Source organism: Nocardioides sp. JCM 18998, assembly GCF_055391535.1.
On the sequence record NZ_AP043886.1, the window covers coordinates 2,301,832 to 2,324,815 of the forward strand.

Annotated in this window: 13 protein-coding genes and 3 pseudogenes; 9 read left to right on the top strand and 7 right to left on the bottom strand. The window is 65.7% G+C overall.

Annotated features, from left to right (window positions below; translation table 11 throughout):
- Positions 1-487 precede the first annotated feature (487 nt).
- Positions 488-1,444 (bottom strand): FRG domain-containing protein, encoded by a 957-nt coding sequence (locus ACZ5L9_RS10725; RefSeq protein WP_464527485.1) that lies wholly within the window; start codon positions 1,442-1,444, stop codon positions 488-490.
- A 398-nt stretch (positions 1,445-1,842) separates the two neighbouring features.
- Here ACZ5L9_RS10725 and ACZ5L9_RS10730 point away from each other — a divergent pair.
- Positions 1,843-2,754 (top strand): annotated as a pseudogene (locus ACZ5L9_RS10730) (zinc-ribbon domain-containing protein); the annotation flags it as partial.
- A gap of 18 nt (positions 2,755-2,772) precedes the next feature.
- Here the strand turns inward: ACZ5L9_RS10730 and ACZ5L9_RS10735 are convergent.
- Positions 2,773-2,973 carry a hypothetical protein gene (locus ACZ5L9_RS10735; RefSeq protein WP_464536934.1) on the bottom strand — a complete coding sequence of 67 codons (201 nt, stop codon included), beginning with the start codon at positions 2,971-2,973 and terminating at the stop codon, positions 2,773-2,775.
- Positions 2,974-3,249: 276 nt separating this feature from the next.
- Between ACZ5L9_RS10735 and ACZ5L9_RS10740 the strand changes: the two are divergent.
- Positions 3,250-4,140: pseudogene (locus tag ACZ5L9_RS10740) on the top strand (zinc-ribbon domain-containing protein); the annotation flags it as partial.
- A 73-nt stretch (positions 4,141-4,213) separates the two neighbouring features.
- Here the strand turns inward: ACZ5L9_RS10740 and ACZ5L9_RS10745 are convergent.
- The 3 genes and pseudogenes from ACZ5L9_RS10745 to ACZ5L9_RS10755 all read right to left on the bottom strand — a co-directional run bounded on the left by ACZ5L9_RS10745 (position 4,214) and on the right by ACZ5L9_RS10755 (position 6,111).
- Positions 4,214-5,373: pseudogene (locus ACZ5L9_RS10745) on the bottom strand (IS3 family transposase).
- A 198-nt stretch (positions 5,374-5,571) separates the two neighbouring features.
- On the bottom strand, positions 5,572-5,859 hold the full coding sequence (locus tag ACZ5L9_RS10750) for a hypothetical protein (RefSeq protein ID WP_464527486.1): 288 nt from the start codon (positions 5,857-5,859) through the stop codon (positions 5,572-5,574).
- Between the two features lie 3 nt (positions 5,860-5,862).
- Entirely contained in the window at positions 5,863-6,111 is a 249-nt protein-coding gene (locus tag ACZ5L9_RS10755) for a helix-turn-helix domain-containing protein (RefSeq protein ID WP_464527488.1), read from the bottom strand.
- A gap of 62 nt (positions 6,112-6,173) precedes the next feature.
- Here ACZ5L9_RS10755 and ACZ5L9_RS10760 point away from each other — a divergent pair, with 62 nt between their 5' ends.
- Complete coding sequence (locus ACZ5L9_RS10760) at positions 6,174-6,896, top strand: helix-turn-helix domain-containing protein (protein WP_464527490.1); 723 nt, start codon at positions 6,174-6,176, stop codon at positions 6,894-6,896.
- On the opposite strand, the gene mobF is transcribed toward ACZ5L9_RS10760, so the two are convergent.
- Positions 6,893-9,445, bottom strand: coding sequence for a MobF family relaxase (gene mobF / locus ACZ5L9_RS10765; RefSeq protein ID WP_464527492.1), 2,553 nt, complete (start codon positions 9,443-9,445; stop codon positions 6,893-6,895). The genes ACZ5L9_RS10760 and mobF overlap by 4 nt on opposite strands.
- Before the next feature lie 267 nt (positions 9,446-9,712).
- On the opposite strand from mobF, the gene ACZ5L9_RS10770 reads away from it, so the two are divergent.
- The 5 genes from ACZ5L9_RS10770 to ACZ5L9_RS10790 are packed head-to-tail and all read left to right on the top strand — an operon-like array spanning position 9,713 to position 19,340.
- Positions 9,713-11,260, top strand: a complete 1,548-nt coding sequence (locus ACZ5L9_RS10770) for an N-6 DNA methylase (RefSeq protein ID WP_464527494.1) — start codon at positions 9,713-9,715, stop codon at positions 11,258-11,260.
- The gene (locus ACZ5L9_RS10775; RefSeq protein WP_464527496.1) at positions 11,257-12,486 is read left to right on the top strand and encodes a restriction endonuclease subunit S; all 1,230 of its coding nucleotides are present in this window, start codon (positions 11,257-11,259) and stop codon (positions 12,484-12,486) included. The genes ACZ5L9_RS10770 and ACZ5L9_RS10775 overlap by 4 nt, the downstream gene beginning before the upstream one ends.
- Positions 12,486-15,812 (top strand): type I restriction endonuclease subunit R, encoded by a 3,327-nt coding sequence (locus ACZ5L9_RS10780; RefSeq protein WP_464536849.1) that lies wholly within the window; start codon positions 12,486-12,488, stop codon positions 15,810-15,812. Before ACZ5L9_RS10775 ends, ACZ5L9_RS10780 begins: the two co-directional genes overlap by 1 nt.
- 8 nt (positions 15,813-15,820) lie before the next feature.
- Entirely contained in the window at positions 15,821-16,483 is a 663-nt protein-coding gene (locus ACZ5L9_RS10785) for a hypothetical protein (RefSeq protein WP_464527497.1), read from the top strand.
- Positions 16,476-19,340 (top strand): hypothetical protein, encoded by a 2,865-nt coding sequence (locus ACZ5L9_RS10790; RefSeq protein ID WP_464527498.1) that lies wholly within the window; start codon positions 16,476-16,478, stop codon positions 19,338-19,340. Before ACZ5L9_RS10785 ends, ACZ5L9_RS10790 begins: the two co-directional genes overlap by 8 nt.
- A gap of 3 nt (positions 19,341-19,343) precedes the next feature.
- On the opposite strand, the gene ACZ5L9_RS10795 is transcribed toward ACZ5L9_RS10790, so the two are convergent.
- Positions 19,344-20,687 carry a hypothetical protein gene (locus tag ACZ5L9_RS10795; protein ID WP_464527499.1) on the bottom strand — a complete coding sequence of 448 codons (1,344 nt, stop codon included), beginning with the start codon at positions 20,685-20,687 and terminating at the stop codon, positions 19,344-19,346.
- A gap of 145 nt (positions 20,688-20,832) precedes the next feature.
- On the opposite strand from ACZ5L9_RS10795, the gene ACZ5L9_RS10800 reads away from it, so the two are divergent.
- Entirely contained in the window at positions 20,833-22,860 is a 2,028-nt protein-coding gene (locus ACZ5L9_RS10800; protein ID WP_464527501.1) for a thioredoxin domain-containing protein, read from the top strand.
- Positions 22,861-22,984 lie beyond the last annotated feature (124 nt).

A 22,984-nucleotide genomic window follows, 5' to 3' on the forward strand; every position in this document is an offset into this window, starting at 1 on the left:
TGCATGACCGACGACGCGGACCTGGGTCGCGAGCGGGCGATGATCGCGACCTGATGGCGACCTGATGGCGATGGCGGCCGCAGTCCTTGCCACGGCGGAACCATCGAATGCGTACCGCTCGGTCTGCTGGGGAGGCAGTGTCGGCACACTTCCACGTTGACTGTGCCTTCTGGTGGCGTAGTCCAGAAGGGTTCCCCTACCTACCGGCCGCGCATCGTCGACGACGACGGCAGAGTTAGGCTAGTCGCATCTCGGTTCATCGACATCGGTGCGTGCATATGAAAACGACTGTTCGATCTGAGCTGGACTGACTCTCTCTGGTCGAGGCGCCACCAGAGCTGCCTACGGCGCCACCCGGTCCTGGGTACTCGCGAATCGTTTACGCCCGGTACTGCCTCATCTCGACACGAAGAATTCGGGTTAAGACGCCCGCCAGATCGTTCAACAGAGCTCAGGTAAGCGCTCCCCGAGGCCCAATCGCGCCTCGCTAGACCGAGAACCTCTGGTCGACTATTCGACGGGCAAGACGCATCACTTCATTAACCGGCGGATACATGGTGTCTCGGGTTATCGGGTCGGGCTCGGCCCGCAGGCGCCTCATCAGACCCGCCTTCCACGCGGCGTCTACGCGCACCGACCAACCGGATGCGTCGAAGCCCGCGGGGATCCTGCGCGTGCGTGACTTCGGAAAGTTGATGTGTAGAGAGCACACCCGGGCGTGGTCTTCTTTGGACACCTCTGTCCCGCCCCGCAGCCGTCGCTGGGCTCCGGCGTACTTCCGCGCCAACCCTCCAGTCAGGAATTGCCCATTTTGTGCGCGCATTCTCGGATCGAGCGCCCCGTCCTCCACCACTGCGACACGAGTAGTCCAGGCGCCGTCTGCGTATCGCTGGCCCTTCGCCGCACCCTCCCAAGGCAAGTCGTCCAATCCCGCAAGCTCCATAGAGTCGTAGTCGACTCCGTCGTCGCCTCGCAGATTGAAGACGAAGAAGCGTCCGTCTTGTTCGGCATGCTGGTCGCACGCGAAGAAAAGCGCCTCCTTCGGAGTCGCGGAGACGTCCATGAGTCGGGTTGCGATGCCGTGATGCTGCATCACCATTAGAAGCTCGCCATCCGACATTCGTCGCCCGAGACCCTCGTGGCGCATGCTCTCGATCAAAGATCTCTCTACCTGCGCGAGATCGGACTCCGACGCCTCGGCGATACCGGCCGCGTCGGCACCCATCCGCAAGTCCCGGTACAGCTTGGACGTGAGGCCGTATGCCGCGGACGCCTGGCCGCGGAAGTAGGTCCCCGACCCACCCACCAACTTCCACTCATCGATCGCTAGGCCGACCGTTGCGCCCCCGTCAATCCATGCCCAAAGTGCCGCCTCGCTGTCAATGCCCAGCCGATCGTTGGCATCGATATCGGCAAAGAACTGGGACTCGATGCTTGTTGCCATGGCGAGAACCTATGGCAGATTCCGGTTGCGCACCCGGGAATTGGTGAGCCACTTCTCCGAAGCCGGTGTTGATGTCAGCCGGACGCACAACAATCTCCGCCCCCATCGATCCGGAGTGCGGACAGGACCTCGGTCCGATCAATATGACTAGCGTCCCAAGGCCTTCCCAGTGTGAGGTGCTCTCTGAGCCGATGGCGTGTGCGCGGCGTGGGCCATTCCACCGTGCACAGTCTGGGTGGCGTCGCGCCACGACATCCGGGTGCAGCCGGCCGACCTCGATGCGAGGTGCGGTGTCGGCTCGGGACTACCGCCAGGTGCGTGCCGGACAAGCTCTCCGTTCTTACATCGAGGTGTCCGATTTGGGCTTCTACGGTCGCCGAACACGCAAGACTTGATCCATGTCCGGGCCGACTCCTCGCTCGCTTCTGCGTGATGTCAATCCGAGCGCCTTCGATGAGGCGCTCTTCATTGTCGATCGTCCGGGTGTCACGTTGTCGGAGCTCGGAGCCGGAAGCAGTCTCCGAGTCGAGTGGCGATGCGCGGTGTGCGCTGAGCACTGGCAAGCGACACCAGCGGCCCGCTCCAAGGGCAGCGGATGTCCTCAGTGCGCGCGGGCGCGGCGCGGGAACACGCGCGCCCAGGCCCCGCCTGGACGGAGCGTGGCTGACCTCTTTCCGCAGGTCGCTGCTGAGTTCGTCACTAACCTGGATCGAACCCATATGTCTCCCAATGAGCTGCGCGCCTCTTCCCAGCAGCGATGCCGCTGGCGATGCGCCAATTGCTCGGCTGAGTGGGAGGCGACAGTCGCGAATCGGACCAGCGGACGTGGATGTGTCGCGTGCGCGAATCGCAGTCGCGCGAACGCGAGACGCACACCTACCGAGGCAACTGGGACCGCGGCAGGTCGCGCTTGGTTCCCGATCGATGAGCTGCGAGAGAACCTGACGAATCCTGGACTCGGACTCGAGGATCTCAAGCCGAACTCGATTGATCGCTGCGTCTGGTCGTGCTCGATATGCAATCACACATGGCAAGCCACGGTGGTCAACCGCATCACCAAGCGCAGTGGCTGCCCCATCTGTAGCTCCCGCAAAGCTGGCGACCGCCGGAGCACTGCTCCTTATGAAGCCTCCTTGCTCCACCTCCACCCGGATGTCGCCGCCCAGTTCGTCGAAAATCTCGACATCCCCAGCCGCAAGAGCGACGAGATCTGGCCGGGCTCGAACGCCATGTGCCGTTGGCGATGCGCCCGCGGCCACGAATGGACCACTACGCCCGCCTCGCGAGTTGCCGGCACTGGCTGCGCTCGGTGCTCCGGCCGCGGCCAGTCACGACTCGAGTTCGAAGTCGCTGAAATGTTGCGCTTGGCCACCAAGGAACACATCGAACTCGACCGGCCAGTCAAGGCAGGTGGACGAACTTGGCGCATCGATCTCGCCATCCCCCGCACGGGTCTGCTCATTGACCTGGATCCAGAGCGGTGGCATAAGGACCACCACCGCGATCAGCGCAAAGCGACCGCGCTTCATGAGCTCGAGTACGTCAGAGTGCGGCCCGAATCCCTCCCGCGCCTCGTGGACGCCACGGTGATGAGCGTGCGAGACAACTGCGCCGACGCCTACGAGTGGGCATGCGCCATCCGCACGGCATGCGAACGGACGGGCTCGACGTGGGCCGGGCTGACCCTCGCCGAACGAGGACTTGCGCTGGCAGCTGCCGCGACAAGATGGCGCGAGACCATCTCGGGTCGCCCCGCTCGATCAGCCACTGACGTTGCGCCGCACCTTGAACATGAGTTCCAAGAAAACCTCACTCGCCCCGGCGTCAGCCCTGCCTGGTTGCCGCCATCAGCGAAAGACTCGTGCCGATGGGTGTGTGGAAGGTGCGGCGTTCGGTGGACCACGAGCGTTGCGTCGCGCGCTGGCGGCGGAACCAACTGCCCGTCCTGCGCGAAAGCGGTCACGGCAGCGCAGTCCCGTGCCCGATCCTTCCCAAAGCCGGGTACCTCCCTTCTCGACCTCCAACCAGGAATTGCGCAGGAATTCGTCAAATGTGTTTCCCAACCCGAGCGAAACGCCCAAGACCTGCGCCCCGCCAGCAACCTGAAATGTCTGTGGCACTGCGAAACATGCGGACAACGGTACGAAGCATCGGTCGCTTCACGGACTCGCGGACGAGGTTGCCCAACGTGTGCGCATGCAGGTGCCGCGGCCGCTCGGAGCAAGGTCACGTTCGAGAACAGCATCGAGGTGCTCCATCCCGAGCTCGCGGAAGAACTAATCGACATCCCAGGGCACCCGGAACGCTCGGCGAAGGACATCTCCCCCGGATCCAACTACGCCGCGCGGTGGAAGTGTTCAACGTGCGGGCACGAATGGAACACGACCTTTGCATCTCGAGCGCTTGGCGGCAGTGGTTGCAGCGCCTGTGCACGTCGGACCGTCGGGCGGATCCGAGCGACTCCTCTAGCCGGGCGCTCACTCCAAGACCTGCACCCAGATGTCGCCGCCGAGTTTCTCGAGAACCTCACACACCCAGGCCGTACTCCCGCGGACATCACAGCGTCGAGCCACGACCGCTGCCGCTTCCAATGCGGCCGCGGGCATCAATGGGAGAGTGTCGTCAAGAACCGCACGCGCCAAGGCAGTAGCTGCCCCGAGTGCTACGCAGCGTCGCGAAAACCCAGGCGCCGGTAGGAACGGGTCAGCTGCACACATCTGCTGCACACATAGGTGACCTGCCCCACCGTTTGGGTTCCAGATTCGGTGGCTAACCGACTGCAGCGTTGGTGATGTCCTGGGAGAGTAGTTCGAACTCGATCGGGGTGCGGTAGCCGAGCGCTGAGTGGCGACGGCGACGGTTGTGGAAGATCTCGATGTACTCGAAGATCGCGTTCGCCAGTTCGACTCTGGTCTTCCAGCGGCGCCGGTTGAGCAGCTCGATCTGCATCGAGGACCAGAAGCTTTCCAATCATGGCGTTGTCCAGGCCGTCGCCTACGGTGCCGAAGGACGGCAGCAGCCCCGCGGAGCGGATCTTCTCCCCGAAGACCCATGAGGTGAACTGGGTCCCGTGGTCGGCATGGACGATGCCGCCCGGCTCGGGCGACGGTTGCGGATGGCCATGTCGAGGGCGTTGACGACCAGGGTGGAGTCCTGCTTGGAGTCGATGGACCAGCCCACGATCCGACGGCTGTAGGCATCCAGCACCGCGGCGCAGTAGATCCAACCTTCCCGCGTCCTGTGTTGCGTGATGTCGGTGACCCACAGCTCGTTGGGACGAAGGCGATGGAACTTGCGGTTGACCAGGTCATCGGCGGTCGCCACCCCTCGTAGCCGTTTGACCCTCATCGGCCCGGGAAGGCCGTAAATCCCGGCCTGGTTCATCAACAGCCACACGGTGCGCTCACACACGGTGATGCCCATCCCGAGGGTGAGCTCAGCGTGCACTCGGCGGTAGCCGTAGGTGCCACGCGACGCAACGTGGACCTCGCGGATCAGCCCGGTCAGCCACTGCCGGCGCAGCTGGGTCGGCGTCGTCGGTGCGCGCTTTGCTTTGTAGTAGTTCTGCCGCGCCACACCGAGGACCCGGCAGCAGCGATCGGCCGGCACCCCGGCGGCGACGAGCATGTCGATCACCGGGAAGAGCCTTTTGGGCGCGGGCGGTCCTCGCCCAGGAACTTCGCGGCCTGCCGCACGATCAGCAACTCGGTCTCGAGCTCGCGAATCCGCCGGCGAGCAGCTCGGAGCTCAGCGGACTCAGCAGTGCTGACGCCGGGGATCTCGCCACGGTCGATCCGATCCTGTTTGACCCACTTTGAGAGCGTGACGGGATGGATGTCGAGTTCGGCAGCAGTCTGGTTCTGCGGTCTGCCGGCGCGGACCAGGGCGATGGCCCGAGCGCGGAACTCGGGCGGGTAGGCACGGGGCACGGTGTTCAGCCTTCCGGTGAAGGCAGTCAATTAGCCACCCGCACTGGAACCTTTCTGGTGGGGCAGGTCATAGGTGACACCTGATCGTGCAGCAGACCCATCCGCGGGTGCGCCACACCGCGCGGACGCAGCCTCGTACCGGCGCGCCGTCGGACCTGCGTCTAAGGCTCCCAAGTGTCCTGGCTCCACGCGGCTGAGTCAGCCTGCTCGGCGACCTTGCTTCGGTGGCGGGAGCAGCGAGGCGAGGTCAGCCCGCCGCGGAGTCGGCGCCTTCATCGACTCCGCGATCAGCTTGTCCTCCCACGCCAGGAGCTGGTCGAGGCGCCAGCGCATCGGGTGCTCCATGATCGGCGAGGGGACCAGGGTGCGGTCCTTGAGGTTGCGGTAGCCCTTCGTCTTGCCCCAGCCGTAGCGGGCGAGGACGTCGTGGGCGTCGAGGAAGACGTGGCGTGGGTCCTCGGAGTCGTTCTCGTGATGGATGACCATGGCTCATGCCAGCTTCCGCGGGGCCGGCAGCACGGGCTGGACGGCGAGCCGCTGCTGGCGGATGAAGGCACGTAGGTCACCCACGGTGATGTAGAGGCGCCGGCCGATGTGGAAGTACGCCGGACCCACCCCTTCTTGGCGCCACCAGCGCAGCGTGTTGATCGGCGTCTTCAGGATCTCGGCAACCTCCTCGAGAGTGAGCAGCTCGTCGTCGTGGCGAGCGTGGAAGGGCGTGTCGTTGTGCGTTTTCATCGAGACCTCCGGGCGGGTGCGGGGAGGCAAGCACCTCCCTCAGTGAGGGAGGTGTGCAGGCCGTGACAGCGAACACGGCGGAAACGTCCGAAGAGATATATTTCGGTATGGACCAGGACTGGATCCTTGAGGTTGCCCGTCGTGCGCGGGGCCTCACGCAGGTGCAGTTAGCCGGGTTGTCGAAGACCTCGCAGGCAACACTGTCGGCGTACGAGCGCGGGTTGAAGTCCCCGACGCTGAAGGTCGCTGCCCGAATCTTCACGGCGATGGACTACGAGATGACTTTGCAAGCCCGGGTCTCGTGGAAGGAACACCATCCGACGGGCATCCACGCGTTCTGGGTGCCGAACATGGTCTGGTCGGTGCCGCCGCCGGAGTGCTTCGTTCGACTGAACTTCGATGACACGATCAGCCATGGGCGCCAGCACAAGTGGGACCTGCGGGACCGGGAAGAGCGGCGGCGGGCGTACGAGTTGCTCATCAGACGCGGCTGGCCTCAGCAGATGATCCGGTGGATGGACTGTGCGCTGCTCATCGACCTGTGGGAGGAACTCGACTTGCCGCCCCAGGTGCGTGAGGCCTGGGAACCGACGCTATCCGGCGCCAGACGCACACGCGATGTCTCCGAGCACGCTCCCTGGTACTCGGAGATGCTGTCGGTGCACGACGCGCCGACCGCTCGGGCGTGGGTGCTGCAGCCGCTGCCGCAGCCGCCGGCCGAGCCGGTCAGACGGCGGAAGCAGCGTCGTACGCGCTTCGATCCTCGTCCACCCGAGCCGGACTAGAGACTGAGCCCAGGGCCCGATCGAGAAGGCGGCCGTCGGGCGAAGTCATCCTCGCGCTGTCGGGTGGGTGTCGGCCGCGGGCGACGCTTCGGCGCGTTCGGTCCGTACCTCTCGACGGCTTCGCCGGCGAGCTTCCGAGCATGGGCGGGGCCCAGGTCGGCGCGATCGCGACCGAAGACTTCGATCCACTGGCGGCGCGCGTCACCGACCGACTCAGCGACGAGGTGGGCGACGTTAGTTTCGCGGCCGCGGGTCATCGCGACGTAGGCAGACGCGGCGCTGGTGTGCTCGCCGATGAGGACGTGGCTGATCGCGACGGTGGAGCCTTGGGCGCCGTAGGCGGTGGTGGCGTAGGCGAGCTCGACGTGGTGGCGCACGTAGTCGGGTGGAAGGACGCGCCGGCCATTCTCGCCGCGCACGATCATCCCTGTTCGGGTGTAGCCGTGCACGGTCCAGGTCTCCCGATTGGCGACATCGACCTGAGCGTCGTTGTGGCGGGTGGCGATCGTGTCTCCGACCCCGATCCGCTCACCGGAGGCGGTGGTGAGGGAGTCGCGGGCCCGGCCGGTGATGACGCGGACGCGGTGGGCGCCGTGGTTGAGACGGGCGACCTGGTCGCGGGTGTCGGCGATCACGAGCTGCCCCTGGGAGGCGAGCATCGCGAGGGCGTCTTGCCGTTCGACCTCGCTGGCGTGGATGACGACGTGACCCTGTCTCATCAGGTCGTCGAAGACCTCACCAGGAGCGGTCCCCGACCGCATCCGTAGGGAGAGGGCGGCGTAGTCGGGGTCGGTGAAGCGGCGTACCCCGCCGTATTCGACGCACCGGTCGGGGGCGTACCGGGCGGCGAGGTCGAGGACCCCGCCGCGTCCGACGGCCGGGAGCTGGTGTCGATCGCCGATCAGCGCGACCTGGGCCCCGCCGGCCTCGGCCAGTGCGAGCAGGGCGCGTGCACTGTCCTGGTCGAGCATGCCGGCCTCGTCAATGACGAGCAGGGTGCGGCGATCGAGTGGGGGAGCGTCGGGTGAGGGCTGGGTGTGGCTCCAGTGCCCTTCCTCGTCCCAGCGGAACCCGTGCTCGTGCAGCAGACGCGCAACCGATCGGGTGTCGGTGCCGATCTCGACGTGGGCGACGTGGGCGGCCTTGCGCGTCGGGGTGACCACGATCATCCGGCCACCACGGGCCTCGACGTTGTCGCGGGTGGCGGCGAGTCGGCGGGTCTTGCCTGCGCCGGCGGCGCCTTCGACGACCGTGATCCTCTCGCGTTGCTCGGCCCGCAGGATCCGGGCGACGAGGTCGTGCTCGACGGCGATCACCTGGGGCGAGCTCAGTGCACGGACGTGCTCGGGAACGTCGTCACTGTCCACCAGCGGGACACAGGAGGCAATGGCTCGGGCGGTGAGGTCCTCAGCCAGTTCACGTCGCACGGCGCCGGTGGTGACGACGCCGGAGGCTGCGATGAGCTGCTCGACCTCGCCTCGGATGTCGGCGGCGTTCCACGCCGAGTGGCGTACGGCGAGCCGATCCAGGCTGCGTGCCGCGAGGGCGTCTCGATCCAACGACCCGACCGGCACCGAGCTGGGGGCGCTACGGCGTATGCGATGTGGCGTGGGGATGCGGAATCCGAGCTCGAGGAGCTCTTCGATCCACCGCTGACGTAGATCGGCCCCGGAGACCGGGACGATCTTGTCCGGCCTGGCGTCGGCCCATGCGCGGCGGTCCCAGGTCTGGCGGATCGCGGGACCGGGCTCCTCGCCGGGGTGGTGACCTCGCCAGGCGGCTTCGTAGCGGTCGATGTTGGACGCGATCTGACGTGAGCGTGCGCTGAACGCGCCGGCATAGTCGACGAGCTGGGTGACTACGCCGGTGGCGGGGTCGAGGTCGTAGCCGTGCTCGGCCAAGACCGCCCGGAACTCTGGGTTGGTCATCACCGCGGCGTGCCCGATGCCGTTGATCGCTTCCAGGCTGTCGCGGACGCCGACGGTGTGGATGCCCCGCCAGGCGCCGGCGGCGCGAACGCGGGCGTTGATTTGGAGGTGCAGGTGGCGGTGGGGATCGCCGGCGCGGGAGGTGAAGTGGCGTACGAGAGCGGCCTCGATCTCCTCGACCGGGATCTGCACCTGTCGCCCGCGTGGCCCGATGCGGGTGGTGGCGTGCTGGGCGACCCAGCCGATGATCTCCTCGGCGGCAGCGAGCTGCGCGTGGTCGTACGCCTCGGCGATCTCGGGGTGGAGCGCGGCCGCGAGGGACCAGGTCTTCGGCCCGTTGACGGTGACCTCGACGAACCGGACCGCTTGTCCGTCGCTCCGCAGTCGACCCTTCGGTTGACTGGTCTCGAGGTCGGTCCCGGCGACCCACTGCTCGTAGGCGTCGCCGTCCATGTCGCCTAGGTGCTGGAGGCCGTCCGGTGTAGCCGCGATCCGCATCGCCAGACCGCTGCCCTCGGTGAGGTAGTAGTCATCGGCGCGGGAGCGGTCGGCCTCGACGTAGTGCCGCGCGGCAGCTGCCACACCCCGGTAGACCTTCATCCCGCCATGCACCTGGATCACGTCCCTCAACAACCACCGATAACCATAAAACCGCAGGTCAGGGGCTGGTTTGCTCGCTTCCTTCGTAGCATGCGTGCCGCTGGGAAGGAAGGGGTAGGGAGGCGCGAAGGGAGGGTAGGTGAGAAATCAGTGATGGTCGGCGATGGGTGAGGGCGGAGCGGGCATAGGCGGGGGAGTGCGGCGGGGAGCCGTTAGGCCTGGGTGAGCGCAACTGGCGTCTTGTTCCTTTGCCCGGAAATCGTCGGGGGCCGCCGATAGCCTTCGTCTGTGAAGGCAACAGATCTCTCGAAGGTTCGGGCAACTCTGTGGGAGGCGGCGGACCAGCTCCGTGCCAACTCGAAGCTGACGCCGGTCCAGTACCGCGACCCGGTGCTCGGTCTGGTCTTCCTCGCGTACGCCGAGAACCGCTTCGAGGGCGTCCGCCCCGAGGTCGAGGCGAAGGCGACGGCCCGCAACCCTGCGACGGTCGCCGACTACAAGGCGAAGTCCGTTCTCTACGTCCCCGACGAGTCCCGCCTCTCGCATCTCGTCGCGCTCCCTGAGGGCCAGGACATCGGCAAGGCCGTCGATGAGGCGATCAAGGCGATCGAGACAGCCAACCCCGAGCTCAAGGACATCCTCCCGCGGGGCTATCAGAAGCTCGAGAAGGACACCCTCGTCGAGCTGCTCCGGCTCTTCGCTCCGCTGCCGACCCAGCTAGAAGGTGACGCCTTCGGGTTCATTTACGAGGACTTCCTCTCCAACTTCGCCGCTCAGGAAGGCAAGGGTGGCGGTGAGTACTTCACCCCCTACTCGATTGTCCGGCTGATCGTCGAGATCCTTGAGCCGTTCCAGGGGCGCGTCTTCGACCCGGCGTGCGGTTCGGGCGGCATGTTCGTGCAGTGCGCGAAGTTCGTCGAGCGGCACCACGAGTCTGCGAGTCGCAAGCTCTCTGTCTTCGGGGCGGAGAAGACGGAGGACACCGTCCCGCTGGCGAAGATGAACCTCGCCCTTCATGGCCTCTCTGGCGACATCCGCCAAGCCAACAGCTACTACGAAGACCCGCACAACGCCGTCGGCGCGTTCGACTACGTGATGGCGAACCCTCCGTTCAACGTCGACAAGGTCAAGAAGGATCAGCTCGCTGGCGACAAGCGCTACCCCCTGATCCCCAGGGCCGACAACGCCAACTACCTGTGGATCCAGGCCTTCCACGCTGCCCTGACGCCGACCGGTCGCGCGGGGTTTGTTATGGCGAACTCAGCCTGTGACGCTGACTACTCCGAGAAGGAGATCCGGAAGCAGATCATCGAGTCCGGCGTAGTTGATGTGATGGTGGCGATCGGCCCGAACTTCTTCTACACCGTCGCGCTGCCGGTCACGCTCTGGTTCTTCGACAAGGGCAAGGTTGGTTCCGACCGCGAAGACACGGTGCTCTTCATCGACGCGCGCCACATTTTCCGGCAGATCGACCGCGCTCACCGAGACTTCCTACCTGAGCACATCGAGTTCCTCGCCAACATCGCTCGCCTCGACCGAGGCGAGCCTGTCGAGACGACCGCAGGTAGTGAGTCACTTCTCAAGGAACATTTCCCCGACGGTAGGTACGTCGACGTCCCGGGCCTCTGCAAGGTCGCGACTCGCGCCGAGATCGAAACCCAGAACTGGAGCCTCAATCCCGGCCGCTACACCGGCTCCGCGGCTGTCGACGAGGGCGACGAAGACTTCGCCGCGAAGCTCGAAGAACTCTTTGAGGAGTTCACTCGCCTGAGCGACGAAGCCGAAGACCTACGCGCGAAGGTCGATGCTGCGGTCACAGGGATCCTCGACGCATGAGGACCACCTTCTCGAAGCTTGTGGCCTACGAGATCGGCGGCGGATGGGGGACCGACGCGCCCGCGCCCGACTCGGCAAGCGTCGGCTACGTGATTCGAGGCACGGACATTCCACGGGTCGCGGTCGGCGACGGATCAACAGTTCCGCGACGATTCCACAAGGCGTCCAACCTCGCGTCGCGTGTGCTACGGCCGGGTGACATCGTGTTTGAGGTCTCGGGAGGAAGCAAAGGGCAGCCCGTCGGCCGAGCCCTCCAGATCACAGATCGTGTCCTGTCCAACTTCGACGAGCCTGCGATGTGTGCAAGCTTCTGCAAGCTCATCCGCATCGACCCGGGTCACGCACTGCCCAATTTCGTCTTCCGCTGTCTCCAAGCGGCGTACTCGGACGGCAGGCTCGATGCCTACCAAGTCCAGTCGACGGGCATTACGAACTTCAAGTGGAAGCCGTTCCTTGAACACTTCGAGCTCAACCTCCCTCCTCGCCCCGTTCAAGCCAGAGTCGCGGCGGTCCTCGATGCCTTCGATGAGCTGATCGAGAACAACCGGCGGCGGGTCGAGGTGCTGGAGGAGATGGCGCGTGCCACATACCGTGAGTGGTTCGTAAAGTTCCGCTACCCCGGTCATCAGGCCGTCCCGCTGGGCGACTCCGCCCAAGGACCGATCCCCGCAGGCTGGGAACTTGGCAGGGTTGACTCACTCCTTGTTCTGCAGCGCGGCTTCGATCTGCCGCAGCGATCGCGTGAGTCGGGTCCGATTCCGATCATTGGTGCGTCCGGCCCGCAGGGCAGCCACAGTTCCGCAAGAGCGGCGGGGCCGGGTGTGACAACGGGGCGAAGCGGGACCGTGGGCGTCGTGACATACGTGCCAGACGATTACTGGCCACTCAACACCGCGCTCTGGATCAAGGAATTTCGTCTTGCGACTCCGCGGTATGCCTACTTCGTCTTACAGGACCTGGATCTCAAACGTGCAGCGTCAGGGGCAGCGGTTCCCACGTTGGACAGGAAGGTTGTTCACGCCCTGCCCGCACTCTGTCCTCCGGCACCCGTGATTGAGCAATGGGACTCGGCTGTGGCCCCAATGTTCGAGCTGATTGCTCGCTTGCGTGACCAATCAGGCCGCCTGTCGGCCATTCGAGACCGCCTGCTACCAAAGTTGGTGGGAGGGCAGATCGACGTCTCGGCGCTCGATCTCGACGCTCTGGTTGACGGGTGGGTGGCGTGATGGCACCTGCCGGCCCCGAGTATCTCTTCGTCGAGAAGCCGAGTATGGAGCTGCTCGCCGAGCTCGGCTGGACCTGCGTGGACGCCTTCCAAGAGATCCTTGGGGCGCAAGGGACGCTGGGCCGAGACTCGCAGCGCGACGTCGTACTCACGCATCGGCTGCGATTCGCGATGCGCAAGATCAACTCGATCGACGTGCCCGATGCTTCGATCAACGAGGCGATCGAGGCCCTCACCAAGGACCGGTCGATCATGGATCGCGTCCGCGCCAACCGGGAGGTCTATGACCTGCTGCGCGACGGCTACCAAGCTGAGTGGACTGACGACAACGGGGACAAGCAGATCGCAACCCTGCGCTACCTCGACCTCACGGACCCTGCGAACAACGACCTCCTCGCCGTGCAGCAAATGTGGGTCAAAGGCAACCTGCATAGCCGCCGCCTCGATGTCGCTCTGTTCGTCAACGGTGTGCCGCTGGTCCTGATGGAGTTCAAGGAACCGGGTGTGCCGGTCAAGTCTGCCTACGACGACAACCTGACCGACTACCGCGACACCATCCCGCAGTTGTTCATCCCCAACTGCTTTGTTCTGCTCTCCAACGGCGATGAGGCGAACGTCGGATCGACCTACTCGCCGTGGGAGTTCTTCGGGGACTGGAAGGTCATCGACGCTGCTGGCACACGCGGTGCCGTTGGGCTGGAGACGGCACTGCGAGGGACATGCGACCCCGCGATCTTGCTGGATCTCTTTGAGAACTTCGTCGCCTATCTGGAGCGCCCGGGCGGCTTGATCAAGAACGTCGCGCGCTCCCACCAGTACGTGGGCGTCAACGCCGCGATCGACAATCTGCACCGTGCGCTAGCCGAGCAGGACAAGCGCCTCGGCGTCTTCTGGCACACCCAGGGGTCGGGCAAGTCGCTCTCGATGCTCTGGTTCACGCAGAAGGTGCTGCGACAGGTCGCGGGCAAGTGGACGTTCGTCATGGTGACCGACCGCACCGAGCTCGACACCCAGCTCCACGGAGAGTTCGCAGACGCAGGTGCCATCCCGCAGGAGACGCGGGTCCACGCCGAGTCCATCGCGCACCTACGCGAACTGCTCGCTGCGGACCACCGCTATGTCTTCACGCTGATCCAGAAGTTCCAGCCGTCGAAGGCTGCCGGCGAGCGCGAGATGCCGATCCTCTCTGATCGTTCGGACGTCATCGTCATCACCGACGAGGCGCACCGCAGCCAGTACGACACGCTCGCCTTGAACATGCGTCGGGCCCTGCCCAACGCCTCGATGATGGGCTTCACCGGGACCCCGCTGATCGCGGGGGAGGAGCAAGCGACCCGCGAGCAGTTCGGCGAGTACGTCAGCATCTACAACTTCCGCGACGCTATCGAGGACGGCGCAACGGTCCCGCTCTACTACGAGAACCGCATCCCCGAGATGCAGCTCGTCAACGAAAGCTTCTCCGACGAGCTCGACGCGCTGCTCGAGGCCGCCGAGGTGGACGAGGACGCCGAGGGTGCCCTGGCCCGTGAGTTCGGCACGCAGTACACGCTGCTCACCCGGCCGGAGCGACTCAAGACGATCGCCAAGGATCTTGTCGCGCACTTCGTCGGCCGCGGGTTCTCCGGCAAGGCGATGTACGTCGGTCTCGACAAAGCTGCCGCCGTACGGATGTACAACCTCGTCCGGGCGGCGTGGGCCGAACACCTCGCCGAGCTGCGTGCGCAACACGATGCGTTGCCCGAGTTGGAGCGTCCGTGGATCGCGTCGCGGATCGAACTCATGGAGACCACCGACATGGCGGTGGTCGTCTCGCAGAGCCAGAACGAGCTGAAGATGCTCGACGACCAGGGCCTTGACATCCGCCCGCACCGCGAGCGAATGATCCGAGAAGACCTGGCCGAGAAGTTCAAGGAACCGAAGGACCCGCTGCGGCTGGTCTTTGTCTGCGCGATGTGGATGACCGGCTTCGATGCGCCGTCGGTGTCGACCGTGTACCTCGACCGGCCGATGAAGAACCACACCCTGATGCAGACGATCGCGCGCGCGAACCGTGTCTTCCCTGAGAAGGACAACGGCCTGATCGTCGACTACGTGGGTGTGTTCAGGAACTTGGAGAAGGCCCTCGCCATCTATGGCGCCGCAAGCTCGGGCACTCAGCCGATCGAGGTCATCGATGCTCTTGCCGGGGAGCTCGAAGCCGCAGTCGCGGAGTTGATCGCCTTCTGCGCCGAGGTCGGGGTGGACCTGATCGATCTGCGCGACGCCGAAGGGTTCGCCCACATCGCGAAGCGCAATGCGGCAGTCGAAGCGCTGCTGGTCGATGAGGAGACGCGCAACGACTTCACCGTGAAGGCGCGGCAGGTTCGCAAGCTCTTCAAGGCGTTGCTCCCGAACCCGCAGGCCGCAGCGCAGCAGCGGACGGTTGCGGCGATCCGCGTCCTCCACGAGCGGATCCTCGAAGTCACGCGACCGCCCCAGCCGGACATCTCGGCGGTCGCGGATGCCGTCGACGCTCTGCTCGACCGCTCTGTCGGCGCGGAGGAGTACGTGATCCGTGCCGCTGCCGAAGGAACTCAGCCGGATCCGCTCATCGACCTCTCGCTGATCGACTTCGATGGTCTGGCAGCGAAGTTCGCCGGTCGCAAACGGGCAGAGACCGACCGCCTCGCCCAGTTGCTGAAGTCGCAGGCGATCGCCGCTGCGCAGCGGAACCCCACCCGCTACGAGTTGGTCGAGCGCATCGAGAAACTGATCGCCGACTACAACGACGGCAGCGTCAACATCGACGAGTACCTCCGCCGGCTGATCGCGTTGTCGGGCACGCTGACCAGCGAGGAGGAGCGGGCCGTTCGCGAGGGCATGACCGAGGAGGAGCTCGCGATCTACGACTTGCTCACGCAACCGGAGCCTGCACTCACGGAGGAAGAGCGAGAAGTCGTAAGAGCCAGTGCGAAGACACTTCTGAAGCATCTCCACGAGAAGCTCGTCCAGGACTGGCGTCGCAAGGTCGACGTCACCAACGACGTCGACAGCACCATCCGGCGGGTCCTAGACGCAGGTCTCCCCGAAGCCCCCTACACGCCGGACATCTTCACGACCAAGGTCCAGCTCGTCTTCGACCACGTGCTGACCTCATATGGCGACAACGGCGAGAGCGTCTACGACGGCCCACGTCTTGAGCCCGCTTTCCCGGCAGGCATCTCAGTTGAGCTTGACGGACCGCTCGATGTGGACAGGATCGCCGACGACGTCGTGGCCCGCATCCATGCCGACCCTGAGTTCGCGGCGAGGGTGGCCGCTGAACTAGGGGCCGGCCATGAGACGTGAGTGGATCCGTGTCGACGTCCGAAGATCGCCAAGCGCGGATCACCGACTGGCTGGAGGAGAAGCGCCCAGACCTGGCGAGCATGTACCGGGCTGCTCGTGAGCTGCTCGCGAGCGCCCCAAGGCCGGGCGATGAGCGGACACGCGTCTCGCACATCTGCCACTCGATGCGCGAAATCATGAATCGACTCCCGGGTGCCCTCGGGATCGTGGGGACTGGGGGTGGAGGTCCGAGGAGTTCGACACATGTACGCAAGTTGCCTGCGCTCGCCGCGCGCTTTCCGAACCTCGATCTCCGCCAAGAGGTTGAGAACGTCCCCGTCCCGCAAGAGTTGGCGGTTCTCCTTGATGAGCTGGTCAAGGCTGCCGTTGCGGAGGACGGTCGGGTAGCGGCCAATGCAGCTGCCCTGCTCACTGATGACGGGAACACCAAGCATCCGGTAGTCCGTGACTGGAGGACTATCAATGACTACTTCGTGAAGTGGGCGCACCTCCACGACGAGCAGAGCGATCCTGAGTTGATCCCATCGGATGATGACCTGAGGCAGCGGATCGAACTGGCCGAGGCCCTTATGGACGGCATCAGGGCTGAGTTCTTCGACAGCTTGCACGCAATCGAGGACTTGCTTGCAGAGGCCAATCAGGTCCGCGAGGGAAGCGAAAACGATGACTGAGTATCAGGCTCCGACGGCAGAGCAAGTCCAGGCGGCGCTGCGCAGGTTGACGTCCTTCCAACTCCGCAGAGCTTTCTACGAAGGGCTCAAGAATCCGCTTTGGGTCAAGCCGCTCGCTGATGCCGGGGCCTTCAGCGGCCCGCCCGAACCTGAGGTCGGAAGCGACGGCATCGTTCGCGAGCGATACTGGCCAGAAGCTAGCTATCTGGATGCGATGGCGGAGCATGTTCCGGGCGAGGTTGCGGACGTTCTTGTCGCTCTTGCCGGCAGCAGTAACTCCTGGGTCCGGAGAATCGCATTCTCTGCTGGCTCGCGTATGCCCTCGGCCGTCGCAGCCAAACTGAAGCCGGTTGTAGATGGCTGGGAGGACAGCGGCTACGGGTGGCGTACTGACCCTCGGGATCTCGTGTCGTTCGCCGTCAACCTGTTGGAAGGCGGTGAGACGAAGTTCGGCGTTTCGTTTGCCAACAAATTGTTTCGGCCAACCCAGGACAATGGGGCCAATGGTGACCCCGTTACGGAGTTGAAGGCGCATTGGTATTCGCGCGAGCTTCCGAGGGTGGCCCGTGCCCTTGGGGACAAGGCGTTGAAGACCATCCTTCCCTGGCTCGCCCTCTTTGAAGAGCACGAACGAAGCATCGGAGAAGACTACGACCACAGCGGTTTTGGGCGCTCTGAGATCGCCCGGAGGCGGAACTCATATCACGAGGTTCAGGATGCACTGATCGACGCCGTGCGCGACGCGGCGATCCAGCACTTCGAGAACGATCCGTTGGCGGCGTGGGCGGTTCTCAACATGAATCCGATCCTCATTGTGCGACGCATCTCGCTCTTCGCGGTTGCGGAAGTCCTTGAGCGCCAGGCGGCTGCCGAGACTGTAAACACTGACCTGATCTCGGTCGCGCGAGAACTCATGGTGGACCCCACGTCCCGCGAGCAACTTGCCGCCTCGGACTTCATCAGGCTCCTCCGCGCGCTTGGTGCCGTTTCTCATGCCGAGCTTGACGCACTTGAAGGTGTGCTGGCATCGGGTCATGTCACCGAGCACGCCGCAGCGCGAATCGCGCGCAACCTTGGTGAGCAAGGTGAGTCGGACGTCGAGGTCAAAAACCAGATTGCACAGTGGGACAGGCAATGGCGCCACCGCGTGTTGGCCGGTATTGGGCGCGACCTCCTTCCGATTGTGCTCCAGGAGCAACTGGACGTGCTAGATGCTGAAGATGGCATCGTCGATGACCCGACGCGACCCACATTCCAGACCTCCGGGTGGACCGGCCCGAACAGCCCAATCCCTCAGGAGGAAATGGCAGCCCTGGCGCCGATGGAACTCGTTGCGCAGCTGGAAGGCTGGCACGACGAGGGGGATGGCTGGGGTCCCGAGCCTTCCCATGAGGGACAGGCGAGGGTGCTTGAGGCAGTCATCACTAGCAACCCGCAGGCACTGGATGGGCAGCGGGACCTCGTCCGACGCTTGCGCCCGACCTACCTGAGGGCCGTCCTCGCCGGCTGGGAAGGCGCACTCAAGGCAGAACTTCCGCTTCCCTGGGAGCAGGTGCTGATTCTCATCGGCGACATCCTCGATCACTCCGATGAGTCCGTTTTCCCAGTTGAGGGCGGGCGCTTCGACGACGATCCCGACTTCACCGAGGCCAAGAAGGTTGCGATCCGATTCCTCGCCCACTTGGCGGCAAAGGCTCCGGCTGCGACGCTTCCCGAGGAGCAACTGAGCCAAGTGGCGAACTACCTCTTGACGGCCGCATCCGGAACTGCCGCGTGGGATGAGTACGTCGCCACGGTCGGAGAGGATTCCGGATGGGATCCGCTCATGGTCTCGCTGAACTGGAAGTGGCCCATCATGCTACGGGGACTGGTCAACCTCGTTGGCCTCGGCGAAGGCCGTCCCTGGCATGCCAGATCGCTCGAAGCGCTCCGCGAACAGCTCGAACTGGAGGACCCCCGAGGAGCGTCGCGGGCAGTTCTCGGGGAGGGTCTTGGACGACTCTTCAATCATGCTCACGATTGGCTCGTAGAGAACATCACCACATACTTCGGCACACGCTCGGCACTCGACAGAAACCAGCAGATCGCGATGACGACGGCGATTGCCATGCACTACTACCACCCCGATCTCTATCGACTTCTCTCGGAGCCGATGATCGCCGCACTCGACAGCACCGATGAGATCGCGATCGGGTGGGGCAACGATGTATCTGCGCAGCAACGGATCGGCCAGTGGGTGATCGAGTCGATCATTCGAGGACACGCGGCCGACGATGATCCGCTTCGGACGGCGTTCTACACGCGAGCTGAACCCGAAACTCGCGGAGATGCGATCGGGCACACGGCGTGGTCGTTCATGCACGCCGAGGTAGTTGACGATGCTATCCGTGACCGGCTAGCTGGCCTCTGGGACGAGAGGGTTCGTCACGTCAAGGCACGCCCGGAGGACAAGGCCGAACTCAAAGACTTCTACTGGTTCATCCGCAGTGAGAAGTTCTCTCCTTCGTGGTGGCTACCCAGACTGGTGGAGGCACTGGAGCTGGATGGCGAACTGAACACGAACGGGATGATTGGCGAGCAGCTCGCTGCTGCCGCAGGCGAGAGCCCCCGGCTCGCCCTCGACGCTCTAACGATGCTCCTAGCCCCCGACGAGACGTCGGCCCGCGACAACTATGACCTACGGACGCATTCCTTGGCGCCCGTGATCGCCGCGGCCCTGAGAACATCTGACTCGCACCTACACGCAGACGCGCGAGCGCTGATGAACCTCATGGGTGAGCGTGGCGAGATTGATCTCGAACGGCGGGTCAACTCGATTCTTGAGGACCTCCCAGGTGGCGACACTTCGACTCTCTGACGATCACAGACGTTTGAGCTTGCTCACCGAGTCGCGGAGGGCGTCCTCGCCGGCGCGGACGTAGTGGTTCAGGACGGTGGTGAGCTTGTCGCCGAGGTACTGGGCGACGACCTCCCAGGGTTCCCCGAGCTCCTCGTGGAACCACCTCGTCGCGGCATGGTGGCGGAGGTTGCGGTAGACGATCGTGCGGGGCCAGGCGTTCTCGGGGTCGTTCTCGTCAACCCATCGGCGGATGCGGTGCCAGCGGTCGTTGTGCATCTCGGGGCGCATCGGGAGTCCGGTGACGGTGTCCTCGAAGATCCAGTGCTCCTCGAGCGGTGGGATCGGGTAGTTCCACCACGTCAGCGTCCGATCGCCAGAGCGACGGGCGAGGTTGACCCGGCGTTGCCGCTCCTCCTCCTGGGCGTTGATCACCCGCTGCAGCGGAGAGTCGGCAGGGATCCCCAACAGAACCGCGACGCGCGGCATCAGCTCGTCGCGCAGCAGCGACTGGGGGAGTGGGACCTCGTGGATGACGTGGTTCTTCACCGGGCCGCGGAAGCCGGGTGCGCCGCGAGGGGTGATCCAGGAGCCGTTGACCTGGACGTACCCGCGCTCGAAGAAGACGTCGACCGCACGCAGCCCGTTCTGCTCGCCGAGTCGCAGCCCGCCGAAGGCGGCGACACGGATCTTCGTCCCGAGCATGGGGTGTCGGGTCAGCAGCGGTTCGCTCCCGTCCGGTCCGCACAATACGTCGGCGGCATGAGCCACTGCGTTGACTTGCCGCGTCTCCGGATGCAGTCGCGGATCGACGTAGTGCTCGGTCGCCCCCTGCAGCACCGTCGCCTTGCCCAGCTCCAGCCCGTCGAGCGGATCGATCGAGCGGTCGAGCCAGCCGAGGCGCCAGGCGAGCTTGCGCATCGCGGCCATCTGGGTGCGCAAGTCCTCGCGGCCGCGGTCGGAGAAGATCGTCCGCCCGCCCTGCTCCATGACCTGGCGGCTGTGCTCGAGGCGCCACTTCGCCACGGGGACATCGCCGATGGTGGGCACGATGTGTGCCCTGGCTCGCGACTCACGGGCTTCCATCGTGCGCGGCGCCTTGCCGCGATCCTTTTTGTCCTTCAAGAAGGCATCGGAGAGTGCCTTGATCGTCCGTGAAGCCCGTACGCCCGCCCCGGCCGGCGCTTCTGATTCGGTGTCGAGCGGCCACTCGGCCCGAGAGAAGATCTTGCGCGCCTCCCTCTCGGAGGTGGCGCGACGCAGCACACGCTTCAGGGCTCGCCCTCGCCAGCCGGCGCCCCGGTCCTCACCGAGATCCCTTGCCTGACCCCAGGCGTCATGCAGCACACGCCAGCCAATGGGTGCCATCGGGCGCTCCTCTCGTTGCCGGGGCCAGCCGAGTCGGCCTCATGAGCGCGGCCGCCCTCCTAGGCTGGACGGGTCTCGACAAGCTCGACCAGCGAGGCTCGGGGACATGCCGCTACCAGCTAGGCCCCGCGACTAGCGTGGAGGCGTGGCTAACCGACTCGCGTCTGCGACCTCGCCGTACCTCCTCCAGCACGCCGACAACCCCGTCGAGTGGTGGGAGTGGGAGCCCGCTGCCTTCGAGGAGGCGAAGCGGCGCGACGTCCCCGTCATTTTGAGCGTTGGATACGCCGCATGTCACTGGTGCCACGTGATGGCGCACGAGTCGTTCGAGGATGAGGCGACGGCGGCGTACATGAACGAGCACTTCGTCAACATCAAGGTCGACCGGGAGGAGCGGCCGGATGTGGATGCGGTCTACATGGCCGCGACCACCGCGATGACGGGGCAGGGCGGGTGGCCGATGACGTGCGTGCTCGACCACGAGGGCAACCCGTTCTTCGCCGGCACCTACTTCCCGGACCAGCCGCGGCACGGGCAGCCGGCCTTCACCCAGGTCCTCCAAGCGCTGTCGGAGGCGTGGAGCGAGCGGCGGGACGAGATCGCGAGCGTGGCTGCGAACGTACGGGCGCACTTGGTCTCGACAAGCTCGACCTCCGGGGACAGCTCGACCTCCGGGGACAGCTCGACCTCCGGGGGCGGCTCGACCTCCGGGGGTGCGGGGGAGATCGACGTCGCGGCGGCCGTGGAGAAGCTGGCGGGGGAGTTCGACCCGATGGCCGGCGGGTTCGGAGGGGCGCCGAAGTTCCCGCCGTCGATGGTGCTGGAGTTCCTGCGGCGGGTCGACGGGGACCGAGCGCGCCACATGCTGCACCGCACGCTCGCGGCAATGGCCGGCGGCGGGATCTACGACCAGCTCGGCGGCGGGTTCGCGCGCTACAGCGTCGACCGGGGCTGGGTGGTGCCGCACTTCGAGAAGATGCTGTACGACAACGCGCAGCTGCTCGGCCTCTACGCCCGCGTCGGCGGTGCGCTGGGGGAGCGGGTCGCGCGCGAGACCGCCGAGTGGATGATCCGGGAGCTCGGCACCGCCGAGGGTGGGTTCGCCTCCGCGCTCGACGCCGACTCCGACGACGGTGCCGGCAGGCACGTCGAGGGTGCCTTCTACGCCTGGACCCCGGCACAGCTGAACGAGGCGCTCGGCGTCGATCGCGCTGCCTGGGCGGCCGAGACGTTCGGTGTCACCGAGGCGGGGACGTTCGAGCACGGGACCTCCACCCTGCAGCTGCGCCACCAGCCGCCCGCCGAGGAGCAGCGCCGGTTGGCCGAGGTCCGGGCGCGACTGTTCGACGTACGCGAGCAGCGGCTGCGCCCCGCTCGTGACGACAAGGTCGTCGCCGCCTGGAACGGCCTGGCGATCGCCGGGCTGGTCGACGCCGCGCTGGCACTCGACGAGCCGCGCTACCTCGATGCCGCGGTCGCTGCTGCCGACCTCCTCGACACGCTGCACCGTGACGAGAGCGGACGCCTGCTGAGGATCAGCCGCGACGGCATCGCCGGGCGGCACGCGGCCGTCCTGGAGGACCTGGGGTGTGTGGCGAGCGGCTTCCTCAGCCTCGTCCAGGCAAGCGCCGACCCGCGCTGGCTGCACGCCGCCACCGGGCTCATCGACGACGCACTCGCTCGCTTCCGCGCCGACGATGGCGGCTTCTTCGACACCGCCGCCGACGCCGAGACGCTGGTGACGCGCCCGCGCGACCCGGGCGACAACGCCTCACCGTCCGGCACCTCGGCGATCATCCACGCACTCATCACCGCGCACGCGCTGACCGGTGAGGGGCGCTACCGGCAGGCCGCCGAGGAGGCGCTCGCCACGGTTGCGCCACCGGCGGCCCAGGCTCCGCGCTTCGCGGGCTGGTCGCTCGCCGCGGCTGCCGCGATGGCGGGCGGCCCCGAGGAGATCGCCGTCGTCGGACCGGGTGGTGCAGCGCGTGAGGCACTCGCTGTCGCTGCTCGCAAGCGCCCCGGAGCGGTCGTCATCGTCGCCGACGGTCCGGTCGACGGGATCCCGCTGCTCGAGGGGCGCACCGCTGTCGGCGGCCAGCCCGCCGCGTACGTCTGCCGTGGGTTCGTCTGCGAGCGTCCGGTCACCGACCCTGCGGACCTGGGAGCCTGACGCAGGACGGATCGATCGTCGGCGTCGGTCTCGGAGGTCTCCCGGTGCTTGGCGCGGCGCCCCATCCACGACCGGAGCGGGGTGGTCTGACGCGGCCGCTGCGAGGGGTAACACGATGTCCACG

Excerpts from the sequence above, each read along its gene's own strand:
- ACZ5L9_RS10725 (WP_464527485.1), bottom strand. The coding sequence starts at position 1,444 with ATGGCAACAAGCATCGAGTCCCAGTTCTTTGCCGATATCGATGCCAAC.
- ACZ5L9_RS10735 (WP_464536934.1), bottom strand. The coding sequence starts at position 2,973 with ATGAAGCGCGGTCGCTTTGCGCTGATCGCGGTGGTGGTCCTTATGCCA.
- ACZ5L9_RS10750 (WP_464527486.1), bottom strand. The coding sequence starts at position 5,859 with ATGGTCATCCATCACGAGAACGACTCCGAGGACCCACGCCACGTCTTC.
- ACZ5L9_RS10755 (WP_464527488.1), bottom strand. The coding sequence starts at position 6,111 with ATGAAAACGCACAACGACACGCCCTTCCACGCTCGCCACGACGACGAG.
- ACZ5L9_RS10775 (WP_464527496.1), top strand. The coding sequence starts at position 11,257 with ATGAGGACCACCTTCTCGAAGCTTGTGGCCTACGAGATCGGCGGCGGA.
- ACZ5L9_RS10780 (WP_464536849.1), top strand. The coding sequence starts at position 12,486 with ATGGCACCTGCCGGCCCCGAGTATCTCTTCGTCGAGAAGCCGAGTATG.
- ACZ5L9_RS10790 (WP_464527498.1), top strand. The coding sequence starts at position 16,476 with ATGACTGAGTATCAGGCTCCGACGGCAGAGCAAGTCCAGGCGGCGCTG.
- ACZ5L9_RS10795 (WP_464527499.1), bottom strand. The coding sequence starts at position 20,687 with ATGGCACCCATTGGCTGGCGTGTGCTGCATGACGCCTGGGGTCAGGCA.